This window comes from Sphingomonas sp. R647 (genome assembly GCF_020177055.1).
In the GTDB taxonomy this organism is placed as follows: Bacteria; Pseudomonadota; Alphaproteobacteria; order Sphingomonadales; family Sphingomonadaceae; genus Sphingomonas.
The window spans coordinates 31,424-46,509 of record NZ_JAIQXT010000005.1 but is presented as its reverse complement, the minus strand read 5'-3'; the positions used below and the strand labels follow the sequence as shown (position 1 = coordinate 46,509).

The following is a 15,086-nucleotide window of genomic DNA, read 5'->3' as shown; positions in this document are numbered from 1 at the left end:
CTAAAACGCGACCAGCCGGGCGTCGCCGAGGTCAGCCATCAGCGAAATCAGTCCGCCGGGCTCGGTCCCGGCGGCGAGCGCGTCGAAGCTGAGGCCGGCGGCGGCGAGGCCGGTCTGGCAGGCGATCAGGCGCACCCCGGCCTGATGCGCCTCGGCGAGCAGTTGCGCGCGCGTTGCAAAGCCATGCGCGGGCAGTGCGGCATCATCGGGATCGCCGCCGGGGACCAGCAACGGCACCGCAGCCTCATGCGCATAGACGCGCGCCTGCCCACCCAGCGCGGCATGGGCGCAGGCGAGCGCGAGCGCGGCGCGGAAGCGTTCGACATCGCCGGTCGCGACGATCAGCGTCAGGCCGCGCATGTGGGGCACCCCGGGTCCTTGGGCAGGGTCAGCGTGCGGAAGCGCAGCGCCAGCGTGTCGGCGAGCAACAGCTTGCCCGCGCTGTCCTCCCCGAACGGATGGATCGCGCGGATTACCTCCAGCGCGGCAAGGCTGCCCATGATCCCGGTCAGCGCGCCGAGCACGCCCTGTTCGGCGCAGTTGATGCCTGCCGTCTCCGGATCGGCGCCGACGAAGCAGCGGTAGCAGGGCTTGTCCGCCTCCCACCCGCGAAACACGCCAAGCTGCCCCTCGAACCGCCCGACCGCCGCGCTGACGAGCGGAATGCGATGGCGAAGGGCTGCGTCGGCGACGAGCAGGCGGGTCTCGAAATTGTCGGTTCCGTCGAGGATGACGTCGTTGCCACGGACATATTCGTCCACGTTGCTGCCATCGAGGCGGACCTGCCAAGCCCGAACTTCGATATGGGGATTGATAGCCTCAGCCCGGGTCAGCGCTGCGACTGCCTTGGATTGCCCCGCATCCTCGGTGCTGAAAATCGTCTGCCGCTGCAGGTTCGACAGATCGACCCGATCGTCATCGACAACCGTGATCTGCCCCACTCCGGCCGCCGCCAGATACTGCAACGCTGGAGAGCCAATCCCGCCAGCGCCCACCACCAGCACCCGCGCCGCCTTCAGGGCCGCCTGGCCCGCGCCGCCGATCTCGGGCAGCACGATATGGCGGGCATAGCGTTCGAGTTCGGCGTCGGAAAAATTCATTGCCGCCAGGCGAAGGTCACCGTCGCGCGATACCAGGCGGTCGGCGCAGCGGTGCGCTGGGTCAGGTTATTGCGCGAAAAGCCCGCGACCAGCCCTGCGGCATATTGCTCCACCGTCGGACAGCCGGTCGCGCGCGGGATGGTGGTGCGCACACCCTCTTCATCGACCAGCACCGCAACCTCGATCCGCACCGCCGGACGCCCGTCGACCAGCCGCCGCGCACGACATTTGCGCGCATTGACCTGCCCGCGTGCCCAATCGTGCATCGCCGGGGTCATGCTCGGCGCCTCGCGATAGGGTAGGGCCGGCAGGCTCTCCCAATCGATTGCTGCCGGCGCGGGGGCATCCTGCGTCGGGGCCAGATCGCCCTGCACGGCGGCAAGCGTCAGCGCGAGGGCCGTGACCGTGATCATCGTCCGGTTGATCCAAACCCGCCGCCGCCGCGCGCCGTGTCGTCGAGCGCCGCAACCTCCTCGAACACCGCGTGCTGGACCGGCGCGGGGACGAGCTGTGCAATCCGTTCTCCGCGCACGATGGTGAAGGGTTCGTCGCCAAGATTGGCAAGGATCACCTTCACCTCGCCGCGATAATCCTCGTCGATCGTGCCGGGCGTGTTGAGGCAGGTGATGCCGTGCTTGAGCGCAAGGCCGGAGCGCGGGCGCACCTGCACCTCAAAACCGGCGGGAATCGCGATGGCGAAGCCGGTGGCGACCGCGTGGCGCGCACCGGGGGCGAGCACCAGATCCTCCGCCGCAACGACATCCATACCCGCCGCGCCCGCAGTCGCATAGGCGGGCAGCGGCAGGCCCTCGCCGTGCGGGAGCCGCATCAGGCGGATCGAGATCGGCGCGCTCACGACGTGCGCCTCGGCAGCGCCGCGGCGAGGCGACGGGTCGCCTCGATCACCTGTGGGTCTTCCAGCACCGGCGCGGTGCGGTCGGGGATGATGCGAAAATCGGTGGCGATGCCGCGCAGGCTCAGCGCCTCGGCATAGCTGCGGGAGAAGCGGGCAGGGACGCGGGTGTCCGCGCCGCCGATCAGGATCGCCGCGCGCAGCCCCGGCTGGATGCCGCCAGCGGTCTGCAGCGGATCGAGGCTGATCAGCTTCTCCTTCCAGCGCGGCTCGTTGGGCTCGCGCGCGGCGATGAACTTACGCCATTCGGGCAGCGCGCAAGGGCAGGAGACGAGGACGATGCCGTCGACGAGCCCCGGACGCAGACCGGCAAGGTTCGCGACGACGATCGCGCCCCCCGCCTCGCCGATCGCGACCACCCGCGCGCGGCGATAACGGGTGCGCAGCGCGGCAATGGCGTCGCCGACCGCGGCAATCCGCTCGGCGCTGTAATCGTCGGTGCTGCTCGTGCCGCGCGTACCCGGCGACTGGCCGCCCGCGCCGTCCGAGTAACCGGGGCGCAGCAGCCGCACGACTGCACTGCCCGGCTCGGCGGCGGCCAGCGTGCGCGCGAAGTCACTGGTGTCGACCTTGGTCCGCGCACCATCGCCATGCACCACGACGTAGAGCGTCGGCGCGGCGCTCGGCTTGGCGCCAAAGCCCTGGGTGAACAGCTTGGGACTGGACGGCGTGCTCGCCCGATCGGCGGCGCATCCGGCGATCAACAGCGGGAGCAGCAGGAGTGAGAGCTTAAAGCGCATCGGCGATCCGTTCAGCGAGGCGGCGTGCGACATCGGCCTTGGCCAGCCGCTCCCAGCTTTCGACCCCCGACGCCGTGACAAGATGAACAAGATTGGCATCGCCCCCCATGACATCGCCTGAAACATCGTTGGCGACAATCCAGTCTGCGCCTTTGCGCGTACGTTTAGCGACCGCATGTTCGACCACCCGTTCGGTTTCGGCGGCGAAACCGATGACGAGGCGCGGCCGCTTTGCGCCATGGGCCAGACCGGCCAGAATATCGGGGTTCTCAACCAGCGCCAGCGCGGGGGCGGCGGCGTCGCCCTTCTTGATCTTCTGTTCCCCCACATCGCCCGCGCGCCAGTCGGCGACCGCCGCGACCATCACTGCGGCATCGGCCGGCAACGCGGCATCGACCGCCGCCGCCATCTCGCGCGCAGTCTCGACATCGACCCGCTCCACACCCGCTGGCGTCGGCAGCGCAACCGGACCGGCAACCAGCGTCACCCGCGCGCCCAGCGCCGCAAGTGCTCCGGCAATCGCAAAGCCCTGCTTCCCCGACGAACGGTTGGCGATGTAGCGCACCGGATCGATCGGCTCATGCGTCGGCCCGGCGGTGACCAGAACATGCTTGCCCGCGAGCCGACCCGATGACGGCGTCAGCGCATCCCCGATCGCGCGCAGGATCGCGTCCGGCTCGGGCAGGCGACCGGCACCGAACTCACCGCACGCCATCGGCCCCTCATCAGGCTCCAGCACGGTCACGCCATCGGCGCGCAGCGTGGCGACGTTGCGCTGCGTCGCCGCGTGCTGCCACATCCGCACATTCATCGCGGGCGCTGCCAGCACCGGCTTGTCGGTGGCGAGCAGCAGCGTGGTGGCGAGATCGTCGGCAATTCCCGCCGCCATCTTCGCCATCAGGTCCGCCGTGGCGGGCGCGACGACAACGAGATCGGCGGCGCGGCTGAGCTGGATATGCCCCATCTCGGCCTCGTCCTTGAGGTCCCACAGGGTCGTATAGACCTGGTTCTCGGATAGTGCGGCGAGCGTCATCGGCGTCACGAAATGCTGCCCGCCTGCGGTCACGACGCAGGTGACGGAATGCCCCGCCTTGCGGATCAGGCGGACCAGCTCGCACGCCTTGTACGCCGCGATGCCGCCGCCGACGATAAGAAGGATACGCTTCATCGGATAATCTCTAGCGCGCAACCTGCGTCACGACCACCCGCCGCCTGCCGCGCGCGCGGACCCACAGGTCGCGCAGGCCATCCGGCACGAAGGCGAGCCCGATCAGAAACGCCGGCGCGATAATCAGCCCCCAGTAAAAGGTGTCGAGCCGCGCAAACAGGCTGATCACCAGCGCATAGCCGCAGAAGGTGGCGAGCGCGCGCAGCCCCAGCGGGTCGCGCCAGCAGGCCCAGCCGAACAGCGCCAGCGCAGTCAGGATCGCGGCCAGTGCGGGGGGCAGCAGCTGCAACCCCGTCGCCAGCGTCATCGCGCGGACGAACAACCCGAACCCGTTCAGCCCCGCCCAGCCCGGCGACGTGGCGTCGAGCGGCCCCGTCACGCCCTGCACCGCCACTGCATGCGCGGTCAGCACCAGCAGGAACAGGCCAAGCGCCGCCGCCCATCCCGCCGCCTCGCGCCGATGCCCCTCGGCAAAGGCGATGCCCGCCATGACGATGACGTACAGCGCCGCCGTCTCGCGGATCAGCATCGCGATTGCCGCAATCGCCGCCGCCTCGACCCAGCGACCGGGACGGCGCAGCGCGAGGCTGAGCGCGACGAGCAGCCCCGCCCAGATTTCGTGGAATGCTACCAGCCCGCTCTGCACGAATGCCAGCATCCCGGCGGTGAGCAGCACCAGCGCCACCACGCGTGCGGGCCAGCGCGACAGCGCCTCGGCCACCCGACGGTACCAGCTCCACGCCGTCGCCAGTGCGAGCGCGTACAGCATCGCAAGGATGAGCGCAGCGGGCAACGCGCCCTGCACCACGGCCAGCCCCGGCATGCGAAAGGTTAGGAAAGGCCGCAGCGGATAGCCACCCATCCGCAACGCATCCGCCGCGGCGCGGTAATAGCCCTCGCCATGCGCCACCGCCGCGACGATCGATTCATACAGCGCGACATCGCCCTGCCGATCCGCCCCCGCGCCGGTCGCGCCAGGCACTGGCAGCGGCACGAACAACACGCTCAGCGCGCCGATAATCAACAGCACGACCCCAGCCACCACCCAGCGCGCACGGTTCACCGGCAGCGCGGCAAAGCGGCTGGGGGCGGAAAGCCACAGGGGGGCGCTGGTCATGCGACGTCCCTAGCGCGACTGGATTCGCTTGTCAGGCAAGCAACAGCGTCGCCGCAACACCGGCCCCGGCGGCGAGCAGCGCGACCGCGCCATAGCGCCAGCCGCCGCCGACGCGCACCACCTGAATCTCGCGCAGCGGCGGGGCAGGGGGGGCGCCGCCCGGATCGGGGAAGTGCCGTTCGATATTGCGGATCAGCCTGGGCAGCCGCGCGAGCGTCTTCAAATCCTCCGAAATCCGGTCGGCGAGAAACGCCTCCGGCCCCAATTCGGTGCGGATCCATTCGCGCACAAACGGCGCGGCGCTGTCCCACAGATTGATGTCGGGATGGATCCGCGTCGCCACGCCCTCGACCATCACCATCGTCTTTTGCAGCAGCAGCAAATGCGGCTGGGTCTGCATGTCGAAATCGCGGGTGATGTTGAACAGGCTGTCGAGCATCATGCCGACGCTCATGTCCTTGACCGGCAGGCCGCGCATCGGCTCGCCCACCGCACGCAGCGCGGTCGCGAACTCGGCGACATTGTGGTGCGCAGGGACATAGCCCGCTTCGAAGTGAATCTCGGCAACGCGGCGGTAATTGCCGGTGATCAGGCCGTAGAGAATCTCCGCCAGCCACACGCGTGCGCGCCGGTCGATCCGGCCCATGATCCCGAAATCGATCGCCGCGATCCGGTCGCCGGGCAGGGCGAACAGATTGCCCTGGTGCATGTCGGCGTGGAAAAAGCCTTCGGAGATCGCCTGACGCAGGAACGCGCGGACCAAAGTATGCGCCAGCTTCTCGGTGTCATGTCCCGCAGCGATCAGCGCGTCGCGGTTCGACAGCTTGATGCCGTCGATCCATTCGAGCGTCATGACCTTGCCGGTCGTACGCTGCCAGTCGATCGTCGGGACGGTGAAGTCCGGCTCCGCCTCCATCGATTCGGACAGCTCCGACGCCGACGCTGCCTCGCGCCGCAGATCCAACTCGCGCGCGGTCCAGCGCTTGAACGTCTCGATCACCAGACGCGGGCGCAGGCGCGCAACTTCACCCCCCTGCGCCTCGAGCTGCGCTGCCGCCCATTCATAGGTCTCGATCGCGCGGGCGAACTCGACCTCGATGCCCGGGCGCAGCACCTTAACCGCGACCTGATGGCCATCGGTGGTGATCGCGCGATGCACCTGCGCGATCGATGCCGCGCCGATCGGCGTCTCCTCGACCGACAGGAACATATCCTCGATCGGTCGCCCGAAGCCCGTTTCCATCGCCGTGCGGATCACCGCGAACGGGACGGGGGGGAGCGCGTCCTGCAGCCGCAACAGATCATGCGCCGCCGCCTCGCCGATCAAATCGGGGCGGGTGGCAAGCGTCTGGCCGAGCTTAATCGCTGCGGGGCCGATCGCCTGCAGCGCATCGGCATAGCGCGGCACCTCTGGCAGGCGCGCGCCGAATCGCAGGATGCGCGCGGCGCGGCGGACCAACGGCGGCGCATTGCGGTCGCGCTCGATCCCGCGCAGCGCGCCGTGACGCGCCAGCGTGCGACCCCATTTCAGGAGGCGCCACAGATGGACGACGGGAGCGGTCAAATCTTCCAGCCGCTGTGAATGGCAACCAGCCCGCCCAGCATCGGCTCGACGCGCGTCTGCACAAAGCCTGCGTCTTTGATCATCTGCTCAAACGTCGGCATGTCGGGGAAGCGGCGGATCGATTCGACCAGGTAGCGATAGCTGTCAGCATCACCCGCCAGCATCTCGCCCAGCTTCGGCACCAGCCGGTGCGAATAGGCGTCGTACACATCGGCAAAGCCCGGCCAGAGCGTCGTCGAGAATTCGAGGACGAAGAACCGTCCGCCCCGGCGCAGCACGCGATGCGCCTCACGCAGCGCCGCCGGGATGTCGGTGACGTTCCGGATGCCGAACGCGATCGTGTATGCGTCGAAGAACCGGTCGGGCCATTGCAGCGTTTCGGCATTCGCCTCGCTCCACACCAGCCCGTCGATGCCGCGCTTCGCCGCACGGTCGATGCCGACCGCCAGCATGTCGGGATTGATGTCGGCCACGGTCACCGCCGCGCCATGCTCGGCCATGCGGAAGGCGATGTCGCCGGTGCCGCCGGCCATGTCGAGAATCGCCTCGCCCGGGCGCGGCTTAACCCGGCGGACGAACACGTCCTTCCAGACGCGGTGCAGCCCGCCCGACATTGCGTCGTTCATGATGTCATAGCGCGCCGCGACGCTGGAAAAGACGCCGCCTACCCGGCGGGTCTTTTCGTCGGGCGCAACCTCTTCATAGCCAAAGGAGACGGTGTCGGTCATAGCCAAGCCCTTAGCCGCCCTTGTGGGCGCGGCAAAGCCCGCTTAGCTGGACAAAATGCCCGAGCTTCCCGAAGTCGAAACGACGGTCCGCGGTCTGACCCCTGCCTTGCACGGGCAGCGGATCGCGCGCGTCCAGTTGCGCCGCCCCGACCTGCGCCGCCCGATGCCGGTCGATCTGGGCCAGCGGCTGACCGGGGCAACCGTCACCGCGCTCGGGCGACGCGCCAAATATGGCCTGATCGACACCGATCGCGGCGACACGATGATCTTCCACCTCGGCATGTCGGGCCGCTGGCGAATCGACCCGACCGAGTTGCTGACCCACGATCATCTGCTGATCGAGACCGGGGCGGGCCGCGTGCTGGCACTCAACGATCCCCGGCGATTCGGATCGGTCGACCTGATGCCGACCGCCGAGATCGGCGCATGGCCGCCCTTTGCCGCGCTGGGGCCCGAGCCGCTGGGGCCGCACTTCACCGCCGATCACCTGCGCCAGGCGCTCGCCGGGCGGGTGGCGTCGATCAAGCTGTTGCTGCTCGACCAGCGCATCGTCGCGGGACTCGGCAACATCTATGTGTGTGAGGCGCTGTACGAATCGCGTATCTCGCCCAAGCGCAGCGGCGGATCGCTAACCCGGCCTCAACTCCAGCGACTCGTCGCGGCGGTGCATTCCGTGCTCGAATCGGCGATCGAAGCCGGCGGGTCGACGCTGCGTGACTATGCCCGGCCCGATGGTGAGCTCGGCTATTTCTCCAAGCAGTTCAAAGTCTATGGCCGCGAAGGCGAGCCGTGCGAATGCGGTGGCACCGTCGCGCGCTATGCCGAGGGTGGGCGCTCGACCTTCTGGTGCCCGAAATGCCAGCGTTAGTGCCCGGTTTTCCTCCGCAAAAGGTTGACCGAATCGCCTGCCCTCGCTAAGGGCCGCGCTTTCCCGAGGCGTGGGACGGAAATCCGCGCCTCTTTTCGCATCGAAAACAGGAACGAAGATTCATGGCGAACACGCCGCAAGCCAAGAAGCGCATCCGCCGCAACGACCGCCGCGCCGAAGTCAACGGTGCCCGCGTTGGCCGCATCCGTACCTTCGTCAAGAAGGTCGAAAGCGCACTGACCAGCGGCGACAAGGCCGCAGCGGAAACCGCGCTCAAGGCGATGCAGCCGGAGCTGGCACGCGGCGTGGCCAAGGGCGTCGTTCACAAGAACACCGCCTCGCGCAAGTTCTCGCGCCTGACCAAGCGGCTCGCCGCACTCGGCTGAACCGCCGATCAGGACGATTGAATTAGCCCTGCCGGCCCTGTGCCGGCGGGGTTTTTCGTTTGTGATAAGACCAATTTTTGACCGCGCGGATGCGAATCGCGCAATTCCAATGAGTCGCGGTGTTACGGCAATGTAATGAATCAATAAAAACGCGTAAAATCAGTATCTTATCTGAAGAATAACGCGTTTCCGGGGGTCTGAGTGAGTCAACCCCACTTATTTCAGATTCTTTACATGCCACCCTCTTGCTCGACTCAGAAAAGCGTCCCTAAAACAGCCCTCCGCCACGGCGTTCACGTCGGCGGTTTCAGCGAAGGCACCAACCAAGTGCGGATGTGATTCCGGCTTAGGGAGGCTGTTGCCTGAGTGAATTGCGCGTGGAGGCAGGCCTTTGCGCGCGGGGGGTAAAGCAGGTGCACCGATGGTGCGCGTGCGGGTGTCGGAAATAGAGGGACAGCGGGAAATATGGATCAAGCCAAGGCCTGGACACGCGTGCGCGGTAATCTGCGGCTTTCCGCAGGGCAGCGGCTGTTCGACCAGTGGCTTAAGCCAATCGTCCTGATCCCGGGCGACGACGCCGAAACGGTGCGTCTTGGCCTGCCGTCCGCCTTCATGACCAACTGGGTCAAGAATCATTATGCGGACCGTCTGGCGATGGAATTCCGTGCGCAGCTTCCGGGTGTGCGTACGGTTTCGATCGAGACGGTCGACGCGCGTGCGAATCGTGAGCTTGCCGCAGCGACCCCCGTGGTCGAAGCGGCGACGCCCGCCGCGCCCTCGGCCCCGGCCGGAGCGGGCGAGCGTCCCAACCTCGATTCGCGCTTCACCTTCGACCGGTTCGTGGTCGACACGTCCAACCGGCTGGCGTTTAACGCAGCCAAGGCGCTGGCCGAGCCGGGCAAGCCGCGCTTCAGCCCGCTCTACCTCCACAGCAATACCGGCCAGGGCAAGACGCATCTGATGCACGCGATCGGCCATGCGTTCATGGACGCATGCCCGGACGCGACCGCGATCTACATGCCGGCCGAGCGCTTCATGTTCGAATTCGTCCGCGCGGTGCGGGAGCGGGACACTTACAGTTTCAAGGCGCGGTTGCGCGGCGTCGATCTGCTGATGATCGACGACCTTCAGTTCATCGCCGGCAAGGAATCGACTCAGGAAGAGTTCTTCCACACCGTCGACGAATTCATGCGCGAGGGCAAAAGGCTGGTGATCGCCGCCGATCGCAGCCCGCTGGCGCTTGAGGGGATCGAAACCCGTCTCGCCTCGCGCCTCGGCTCGGGCCTCGCCGCCGATATCAAGCCGGCTGAACTCGGCCTGCGCCGCACGATCCTCGACCGCAAGCTTGAGGATATGGCGGGTGCCACGGTGCCGTCCGAAGTGCTCGACCTGCTCGCCACGCGAATCAGCTCGTCGGTGCGTGAGCTCGAAGGCGCGCTCAACCGCCTCGTCGCCTATTCGCAGCTCAACAATGAGGTCGTGACGATCGAATTCGCCGAGAGCGTGCTTGGCGAGGCCCTGCGCGGCAGCCAGCGCCGCGTTACGATCGACGAGATCCAGAAGGCCGTGTCGTCGCATTTCGACGTCAAGCAGCTCGACCTGGTGTCACAGCGCCGCGCGGTGGCAATCGCCCGCCCGCGCCAGATCGCAATGTACCTCGCCAAGCGCCTGACCACGCGCTCGCTGCCGGAAATCGGCCGCAAGTTCGGCAATCGCGACCATTCGACCGTCATCCACGCCGTCCGCCGCATCGAGGAGCTGCGCGGGACCGACAGCGAAATCGACGGCGCCGTCCGCAGCCTGATGCGCCAGCTCGAGGCGTAAGGCAGCGCGGCGCACCACGAGCGCCCGCGATCACCAACCCCCGTCTGCCCTGAGCTTGTCGAAGGGCGATTCACAACAGACGTTTCGCTTGCGGCCCTTCGACGGGCTCAGGGCAAGCGGTCGTTGTCAGCGCGGCAGTTCGTCCAGAAACGCTGCCACGTCCGCCAGATCGACCTGCTTGTCGAGATAGGTTCGCCCGATGCCGTGCGCGAGCAGGAAGGGAAGGGTGCCGGCGTCCATCTTTTTGTCGTGCAGCATGTGCGCGACCAACGTCTCGCCCGACGCGGTAATGCCCGCGCTGGCCAGATCGTGCGGCATGCCCATCGCGCGCAAATGCGCGGCTACCCGCTCGGCATCCTGCGCCGGACACAGCCCGCGCCGCGCCGAATAGGCAAAGGCCAGCGCCATCCCGGCTGCAACGCCTTCGCCATGCAGCAACGCGTCGGAGAAGCCCGTCTCGGCTTCCAGCGCATGGCCAAAGGTGTGGCCAAGGTTGAGCAGCGCGCGCACGCCCGTCGTCTCGCGTTCGTCCGCCGCGACGATCCGCGCCTTGGCCGCAACCGAATGGGCAATAGCGAATTCGCGCGCCACCGGATCGCCCGCGAGCAACGCCGCGCCATTGGCTTCGCACCATTCGAAAAAACCGAGATCGTCGATCAGCCCGTATTTCACCACTTCGGCATAGCCCGCGCGCAAATCGCGCAGCGGCAGCGTATCGAGCAGGTCCGGGTCGATCAGCACGAGCGATGGCTGGTGGAAGGCGCCGATGAGGTTCTTGCCCGCCCGGCTGTTGATCGCGGTCTTGCCACCGACCGAGCTGTCGACCTGTGCCAGCAGGGTGGTCGGGATCTGCACAAAGTGGCAGCCGCGTTTGAGGATCGACGTGGCGAAGCCGACCAGATCGCCGATCACCCCGCCGCCCAGCGCAATCACATGGTCGCCACGCTCGATCCCGCGCGCGAGCAGCGCGTCGGTGAGCGATTCGAGCTGCGCCCAGCTCTTGGTCGCCTCACCCGCAGGCAGGGCGATGATGTCGCTCGCCAGCCCGCCATTGTGCAGCAGCGCCGCCAGCCGCGCCGCATGCGGTGCGACATTGGCATCGGTGACGATGACGAACGGGCGCCCGCGCGACAGCGGCGCGAGCTGCTCCGCCGCCTGCGCGAGCAAGTCGCTGGCGATCCGCACTTCATAGCTGCGCGCGCCCAGCGCGACCGGAACGACCGTCATCGGCCGAGCGCCGTCAGGATCGAATTGACTGTCGCCTCATGCGGCGCGGCCTTGCTCACCACATGGATCGGCGCGAGCGCATAGACCGGGTTGCGGATTTCGGCGAGTTCGGTGAGCACCTTCAACGGATCCTTTCCGCGCAGTAGCGGGCGATGGTCGCGCTTTGCGACGCGTTCCGCCAAGACCTTGGGGGCGGCGTCCAGCCAGATCGCGGTCGCCTGGTCAAGGATCAGCGCGCGGGTTTCCTCATTCAGAAACGCTCCGCCGCCGGTCGCGATCACCTTGGGCGCGCCATCGATCAGCCGCGCGATCACGCGCCGTTCGCCGTCGCGAAAATGCGGTTCGCCGAATCGCTCGAAGATTTCGGAAACGGTCATACCCGCTGCCGCCTCGATCTCCGCATCCGCGTCGACAAAGGGGAGTTTGAGGCGCTGGGCAAGGCGGCGGCCGACCGTGGTTTTGCCCACGCCCATCAGTCCGATCAGCACGATCGGGCGGGTAATCGGTTCAGGATCGGCTGGGTGGGTTTGCAGCATGGTCGCGGGGGCTATACAGCGAGCATCGCGCTCGGGCAAAAGGCCCGTCGCCTGCATATATAACCGGTTTGAGGGGGTCGATGTCCCGTTCGCTCATCATCATCGTCATTGTCGCTATCCTGTTGATTGGAGGGCTGTTTTTCCTCGCGGGGCGCGATACGGAAAAGCAACCGGTGCGTGTCGAGAAGGTCGTCCCGCTTGACAATCTCTCGAACTAAGACCGCGCTCGCCGCGGTTCTGGTGGTCGCTGCCGGCGTGGGAATTCCCGCGCTGGGGCAGGATCGACCCGAATCGCTGCTGCCGCCCGGATTCGACGATCCGGTCCCCGCGCCTGCTCCGGCGCCAGCCCCCGCGCCGACCGCGCCAGTGGCTGGACCGACGAGCGCGCCGCGCGCGGATGCTCCGCCGGTTGCGCTCGGCAATACGACCGCAGCGGCCGGCGGCGTCGCGCCCGAAGCACCGGGCGAGATCGATTACGCGACGATCGCCCGCTACGAACTTCCCGATTTCGCCAAGCGCTCGCTGGCGCAGGTCGGCCCGTCCTCGCCCGCCAGCGACGGGCTGGCTGCAACCGCATTCGGCAATGCCGATGGCGGCTTCCTTCAGACATTGATGCGCCGCGCCGATGCGCCGGTCGCGTCGCGCTGGCTGTCGATCGCGCTGCGCCGCGCGCTGCTGTCGCGGGTTGACACCCCGCGCGGCCTCAACGGCGCCGATTTCGCTGCGGAGCGTGCCTGGCTGCTGATCCGCATGGGTGAAGCCGATGCCGCGCGCGCGCTGGTGCAGTCGGTCGATATCGCCAACTACACGCCCAAGATGTTTCAGGTGGCGATGCAGGCAATGCTCGCCACCGCCGATCCGGGCGGGATGTGCCCAATGGTTCAGCCCGCGCTCGACACCGCGCCCGACCGCAACTGGCGGCTCGCCGAAGCGATCTGTGCAGGGCTCGATGCCGATCCGTCCAAGGCCGGACCGCTGATCGACGCCAGCCGCCGCCGCATGGGCACCTCCGTGGATGTGCTGCTGGCCGAAAAGCTGGTCGGTATGGGTGTATCGGGCCGCCGCGCAGTCACTGTCGAATGGGACGCCGTGGACCGGATCAGTGCGTGGCGCTGGGGCCTTGCGGTCGCGTCGGGCACCGATATCCCCGAGCGGATGTACGGCACCGCCGGGCCGCAACTGCGCTACTGGCGCGCGACCGCGCCGATGTTGGGCCTGCGTGACCGCGCCGCAGCGGCGGAAGCAGCGGCGACTCAGGGCATCTTCTCGAGCCAGGCGCTCACCGACCTGTACGGCGAGATCGAGGCGCAGGAAGATCCGTCGATCGCCGAGGTCGCGGTCGCCCGCGATCTGCGCGCCGCCTTCACCGCCGCCACCGCTGCTGAGCGGGTCGAGCGGATGCGACAGCTGTGGGACGAGGCGCAGGGGCCGCGCGCCACCTATAGCCGGTTGATCCTCACCGCCCGCGCCGCCGCCCGCCTGACGCCGTCGGCCGAACATGCCGCCGACGCCGATCGCCTGATCGCGTCGATGCTGAGTGCCGGGTTCGACCGCGCCGCGCTGCGCTGGAAGCAGATTGCACCGCGCGGCAGCGATGGCTGGGGCATGCTGCTGCTCGCCGAACCGGGCCGCGCAGTCGCGGTCGGCGATGTCGAGGCGTATCGCAGTTCCGCCGACGCGACCAACGGCGCGATGCTGATCGCGGCGATGGCCGGGATGGGCCGCATATCCAACGGCGATGCCGAACGGCTGATGCGCGCATCGGGCGTCGAGTTCGACGCCGCCAACGCCTGGACCCGCGCGATCGCGCAGGCGGCGGACGCGAACCAGCCAGGAACGGTGGTGCTGCTCGCCGCCGTGGGGATGCAGAGCCGGGTGTGGGAAGGCGTATCGCCCGAAGCGCTGTATCACATCACCCGCGCGCTGACTCAGGTCGGGCTCGATGGCTATGCGCGGATGATCGCCGTCGAGGCGATCACGCGGCTTTGAGCCAGATCCGCCCCGGGGACGACCCGGCGCTGATCGAGCGCTTCCTCGAGATGCTCGCCGCCGAAGCGGGCGCGTCGGCGAACACGCTTGCGGCTTATGGCACCGATTTGCGGCTGGCGTCGCAGGCGCTCGAAGGTGGCCTCGCGGCGGCGGACCGCTTGGCGATCGAGCGGCTGGCGGAGCAATGGCGCGACCTCGCCCGCGCCACCGTCGCGCGCAAATCGGCGGCACTGCGCCGCTTCTATGGCTTTCTGGTCGACGAGAAGCTGCGTGCTGACGATCCCGGCAGTGCGCTGCCCCGCCCCGGCAACGGACGGGGACTGCCAAAAACGCTGTCGAACGCCGATGTCGATGCGATCTTTAAGGCGATTCAGGCGCGGATCGACCGCGTGCCCCCCGATCCGCGCGACCTGCGCCTGCTCGCGCTGATCGAGCTCCTCTACGGCTCGGGTCTGCGCGCAAGCGAACTCGTCTCGCTCCCGCGCGGGGCGATCCAGCCCGACAAGCCCTACCTCATTTTGCGCGGCAAGGGGGGCAAGGAGCGGCTGGTCCCTCTGTCGGATCGCGCCCGCGCGGCGGTGGCGGCGTGGCGCGACCATGTCGATCCGGCGCGGCCGTGGCTGTTCCCGTCGGGCAAGGGGCATCTCAGCCGCATCCGCCTGTACCAGATGGTCCGCGAGATTGCGGGGCTGGCGGGCATCCCGCCCGACCGCATCAGCCCGCACGTCCTGCGCCACGCCTTTGCTACGCATTTGCTGGAGGGCGGGGCGGATCTGCGCGCGCTGCAAGCGATGCTCGGCCATGCCGATATCGCGACCACCGAAATCTACACGCATGTCGACAGCGCCCGGCTGGTTAGCCTCGTCAACGAACGCCACCCGCTCACCGACACGCCCCGAATTGACGCGAAGCGCGACGGGGCATAG

Annotated in this window: 17 protein-coding genes; 6 read left to right on the top strand and 11 right to left on the bottom strand. The window is 68.0% G+C overall.

Annotated features, from left to right (window positions below; all coding sequences use genetic code 11):
- From K9B35_RS13065 to K9B35_RS13025, 9 genes are read right to left on the bottom strand one after another with little or no spacing between them, the layout of a single operon-like run.
- A complete protein-coding gene (locus K9B35_RS13065) occupies positions 1-360 on the bottom strand; it encodes a DsrE family protein (protein WP_224922296.1) in 360 nt (119 codons plus the stop codon).
- A complete protein-coding gene (locus K9B35_RS13060) occupies positions 348-1,100 on the bottom strand; it encodes a HesA/MoeB/ThiF family protein (protein WP_224922295.1) in 753 nt (250 codons plus the stop codon). Before K9B35_RS13060 ends, K9B35_RS13065 begins: the two co-directional genes overlap by 13 nt.
- Positions 1,097-1,513 carry a hypothetical protein gene (locus K9B35_RS13055; RefSeq protein WP_224922294.1) on the bottom strand — a complete coding sequence of 139 codons (417 nt, stop codon included), beginning with the start codon at positions 1,511-1,513 and terminating at the stop codon, positions 1,097-1,099. The genes K9B35_RS13060 and K9B35_RS13055 overlap by 4 nt, the downstream gene beginning before the upstream one ends.
- On the bottom strand, positions 1,510-1,956 hold the full coding sequence (gene dut, locus K9B35_RS13050; RefSeq protein WP_224922293.1) for a dUTP diphosphatase: 447 nt from the start codon (positions 1,954-1,956) through the stop codon (positions 1,510-1,512). Before dut ends, K9B35_RS13055 begins: the two co-directional genes overlap by 4 nt.
- Positions 1,953-2,753 (bottom strand): alpha/beta hydrolase family protein, encoded by an 801-nt coding sequence (locus K9B35_RS13045; protein ID WP_224922292.1) that lies wholly within the window; start codon positions 2,751-2,753, stop codon positions 1,953-1,955. Before K9B35_RS13045 ends, dut begins: the two co-directional genes overlap by 4 nt.
- Positions 2,743-3,921 (bottom strand): bifunctional phosphopantothenoylcysteine decarboxylase/phosphopantothenate--cysteine ligase CoaBC, encoded by a 1,179-nt coding sequence (gene coaBC / locus K9B35_RS13040; RefSeq protein ID WP_224922291.1) that lies wholly within the window; start codon positions 3,919-3,921, stop codon positions 2,743-2,745. The genes K9B35_RS13045 and coaBC overlap by 11 nt, the downstream gene beginning before the upstream one ends.
- A 10-nt stretch (positions 3,922-3,931) precedes the next feature.
- A complete protein-coding gene (locus K9B35_RS13035) occupies positions 3,932-5,038 on the bottom strand; it encodes a hypothetical protein (RefSeq protein ID WP_224922290.1) in 1,107 nt (368 codons plus the stop codon).
- A gap of 31 nt (positions 5,039-5,069) precedes the next feature.
- On the bottom strand, positions 5,070-6,602 hold the full coding sequence (gene ubiB / locus K9B35_RS13030; protein WP_224922289.1) for a 2-polyprenylphenol 6-hydroxylase: 1,533 nt from the start codon (positions 6,600-6,602) through the stop codon (positions 5,070-5,072).
- Entirely contained in the window at positions 6,599-7,330 is a 732-nt protein-coding gene (locus tag K9B35_RS13025) for a class I SAM-dependent methyltransferase (protein ID WP_224922288.1), read from the bottom strand. Before K9B35_RS13025 ends, ubiB begins: the two co-directional genes overlap by 4 nt.
- A 55-nt stretch (positions 7,331-7,385) precedes the next feature.
- On the opposite strand from K9B35_RS13025, the gene mutM reads away from it, so the two are divergent.
- The 3 genes from mutM to dnaA all read left to right on the top strand — a co-directional run bounded on the left by mutM (position 7,386) and on the right by dnaA (position 10,408).
- Positions 7,386-8,198, top strand: coding sequence for a bifunctional DNA-formamidopyrimidine glycosylase/DNA-(apurinic or apyrimidinic site) lyase (gene mutM, locus K9B35_RS13020; protein ID WP_224922287.1), 813 nt, complete (start codon positions 7,386-7,388; stop codon positions 8,196-8,198).
- Positions 8,199-8,320: 122 nt separating this feature from the next.
- Positions 8,321-8,584 carry a 30S ribosomal protein S20 gene (rpsT, locus tag K9B35_RS13015; protein WP_224922286.1) on the top strand — a complete coding sequence of 88 codons (264 nt, stop codon included), beginning with the start codon at positions 8,321-8,323 and terminating at the stop codon, positions 8,582-8,584.
- A 465-nt stretch (positions 8,585-9,049) separates the two neighbouring features.
- Positions 9,050-10,408, top strand: a complete 1,359-nt coding sequence (gene dnaA, locus K9B35_RS13010; RefSeq protein WP_224922285.1) for a chromosomal replication initiator protein DnaA — start codon at positions 9,050-9,052, stop codon at positions 10,406-10,408.
- Between the two features lie 126 nt (positions 10,409-10,534).
- Here dnaA and aroB read toward each other — a convergent pair whose 3' ends face one another.
- Both aroB and K9B35_RS13000 read right to left on the bottom strand, forming a co-directional pair.
- A complete protein-coding gene (gene aroB, locus K9B35_RS13005) occupies positions 10,535-11,635 on the bottom strand; it encodes a 3-dehydroquinate synthase (RefSeq protein ID WP_224922284.1) in 1,101 nt (366 codons plus the stop codon).
- A complete protein-coding gene (locus tag K9B35_RS13000) occupies positions 11,632-12,171 on the bottom strand; it encodes a shikimate kinase (RefSeq protein WP_224922283.1) in 540 nt (179 codons plus the stop codon). The genes aroB and K9B35_RS13000 overlap by 4 nt, the downstream gene beginning before the upstream one ends.
- 80 nt (positions 12,172-12,251) lie before the next feature.
- On the opposite strand from K9B35_RS13000, the gene K9B35_RS12995 reads away from it, so the two are divergent.
- From K9B35_RS12995 to K9B35_RS12985, 3 genes are read left to right on the top strand one after another with little or no spacing between them, the layout of a single operon-like run.
- The gene (locus K9B35_RS12995) at positions 12,252-12,389 is read left to right on the top strand and encodes a hypothetical protein (RefSeq protein WP_224922282.1); all 138 of its coding nucleotides are present in this window, start codon (positions 12,252-12,254) and stop codon (positions 12,387-12,389) included.
- A complete protein-coding gene (locus tag K9B35_RS12990; RefSeq protein WP_224922281.1) occupies positions 12,370-14,160 on the top strand; it encodes a hypothetical protein in 1,791 nt (596 codons plus the stop codon). The genes K9B35_RS12995 and K9B35_RS12990 overlap by 20 nt, the downstream gene beginning before the upstream one ends.
- On the top strand, positions 14,157-15,086 hold the full coding sequence (locus tag K9B35_RS12985) for a tyrosine-type recombinase/integrase (RefSeq protein ID WP_224922280.1): 930 nt from the start codon (positions 14,157-14,159) through the stop codon (positions 15,084-15,086). The genes K9B35_RS12990 and K9B35_RS12985 overlap by 4 nt, the downstream gene beginning before the upstream one ends.

Bases quoted from the DNA above. Each gene is read 5' to 3' on its own strand.
- K9B35_RS13065 (WP_224922296.1), bottom strand. From the start codon at position 360: ATGCGCGGCCTGACGCTGATCGTCGCGACCGGCGATGTCGAACGCTTC.
- K9B35_RS13060 (WP_224922295.1), bottom strand. From the start codon at position 1,100: ATGAATTTTTCCGACGCCGAACTCGAACGCTATGCCCGCCATATCGTG.
- K9B35_RS13055 (WP_224922294.1), bottom strand. From the start codon at position 1,513: ATGATCACGGTCACGGCCCTCGCGCTGACGCTTGCCGCCGTGCAGGGC.
- K9B35_RS13045 (WP_224922292.1), bottom strand. From the start codon at position 2,753: ATGCGCTTTAAGCTCTCACTCCTGCTGCTCCCGCTGTTGATCGCCGGA.
- coaBC (WP_224922291.1), bottom strand. From the start codon at position 3,921: ATGAAGCGTATCCTTCTTATCGTCGGCGGCGGCATCGCGGCGTACAAG.
- K9B35_RS13035 (WP_224922290.1), bottom strand. From the start codon at position 5,038: ATGACCAGCGCCCCCCTGTGGCTTTCCGCCCCCAGCCGCTTTGCCGCG.
- K9B35_RS13025 (WP_224922288.1), bottom strand. From the start codon at position 7,330: ATGACCGACACCGTCTCCTTTGGCTATGAAGAGGTTGCGCCCGACGAA.
- mutM (WP_224922287.1), top strand. From the start codon at position 7,386: ATGCCCGAGCTTCCCGAAGTCGAAACGACGGTCCGCGGTCTGACCCCT.
- rpsT (WP_224922286.1), top strand. From the start codon at position 8,321: ATGGCGAACACGCCGCAAGCCAAGAAGCGCATCCGCCGCAACGACCGC.
- dnaA (WP_224922285.1), top strand. From the start codon at position 9,050: ATGGATCAAGCCAAGGCCTGGACACGCGTGCGCGGTAATCTGCGGCTT.
- aroB (WP_224922284.1), bottom strand. From the start codon at position 11,635: ATGACGGTCGTTCCGGTCGCGCTGGGCGCGCGCAGCTATGAAGTGCGG.
- K9B35_RS13000 (WP_224922283.1), bottom strand. From the start codon at position 12,171: ATGCTGCAAACCCACCCAGCCGATCCTGAACCGATTACCCGCCCGATC.
- K9B35_RS12995 (WP_224922282.1), top strand. From the start codon at position 12,252: ATGTCCCGTTCGCTCATCATCATCGTCATTGTCGCTATCCTGTTGATT.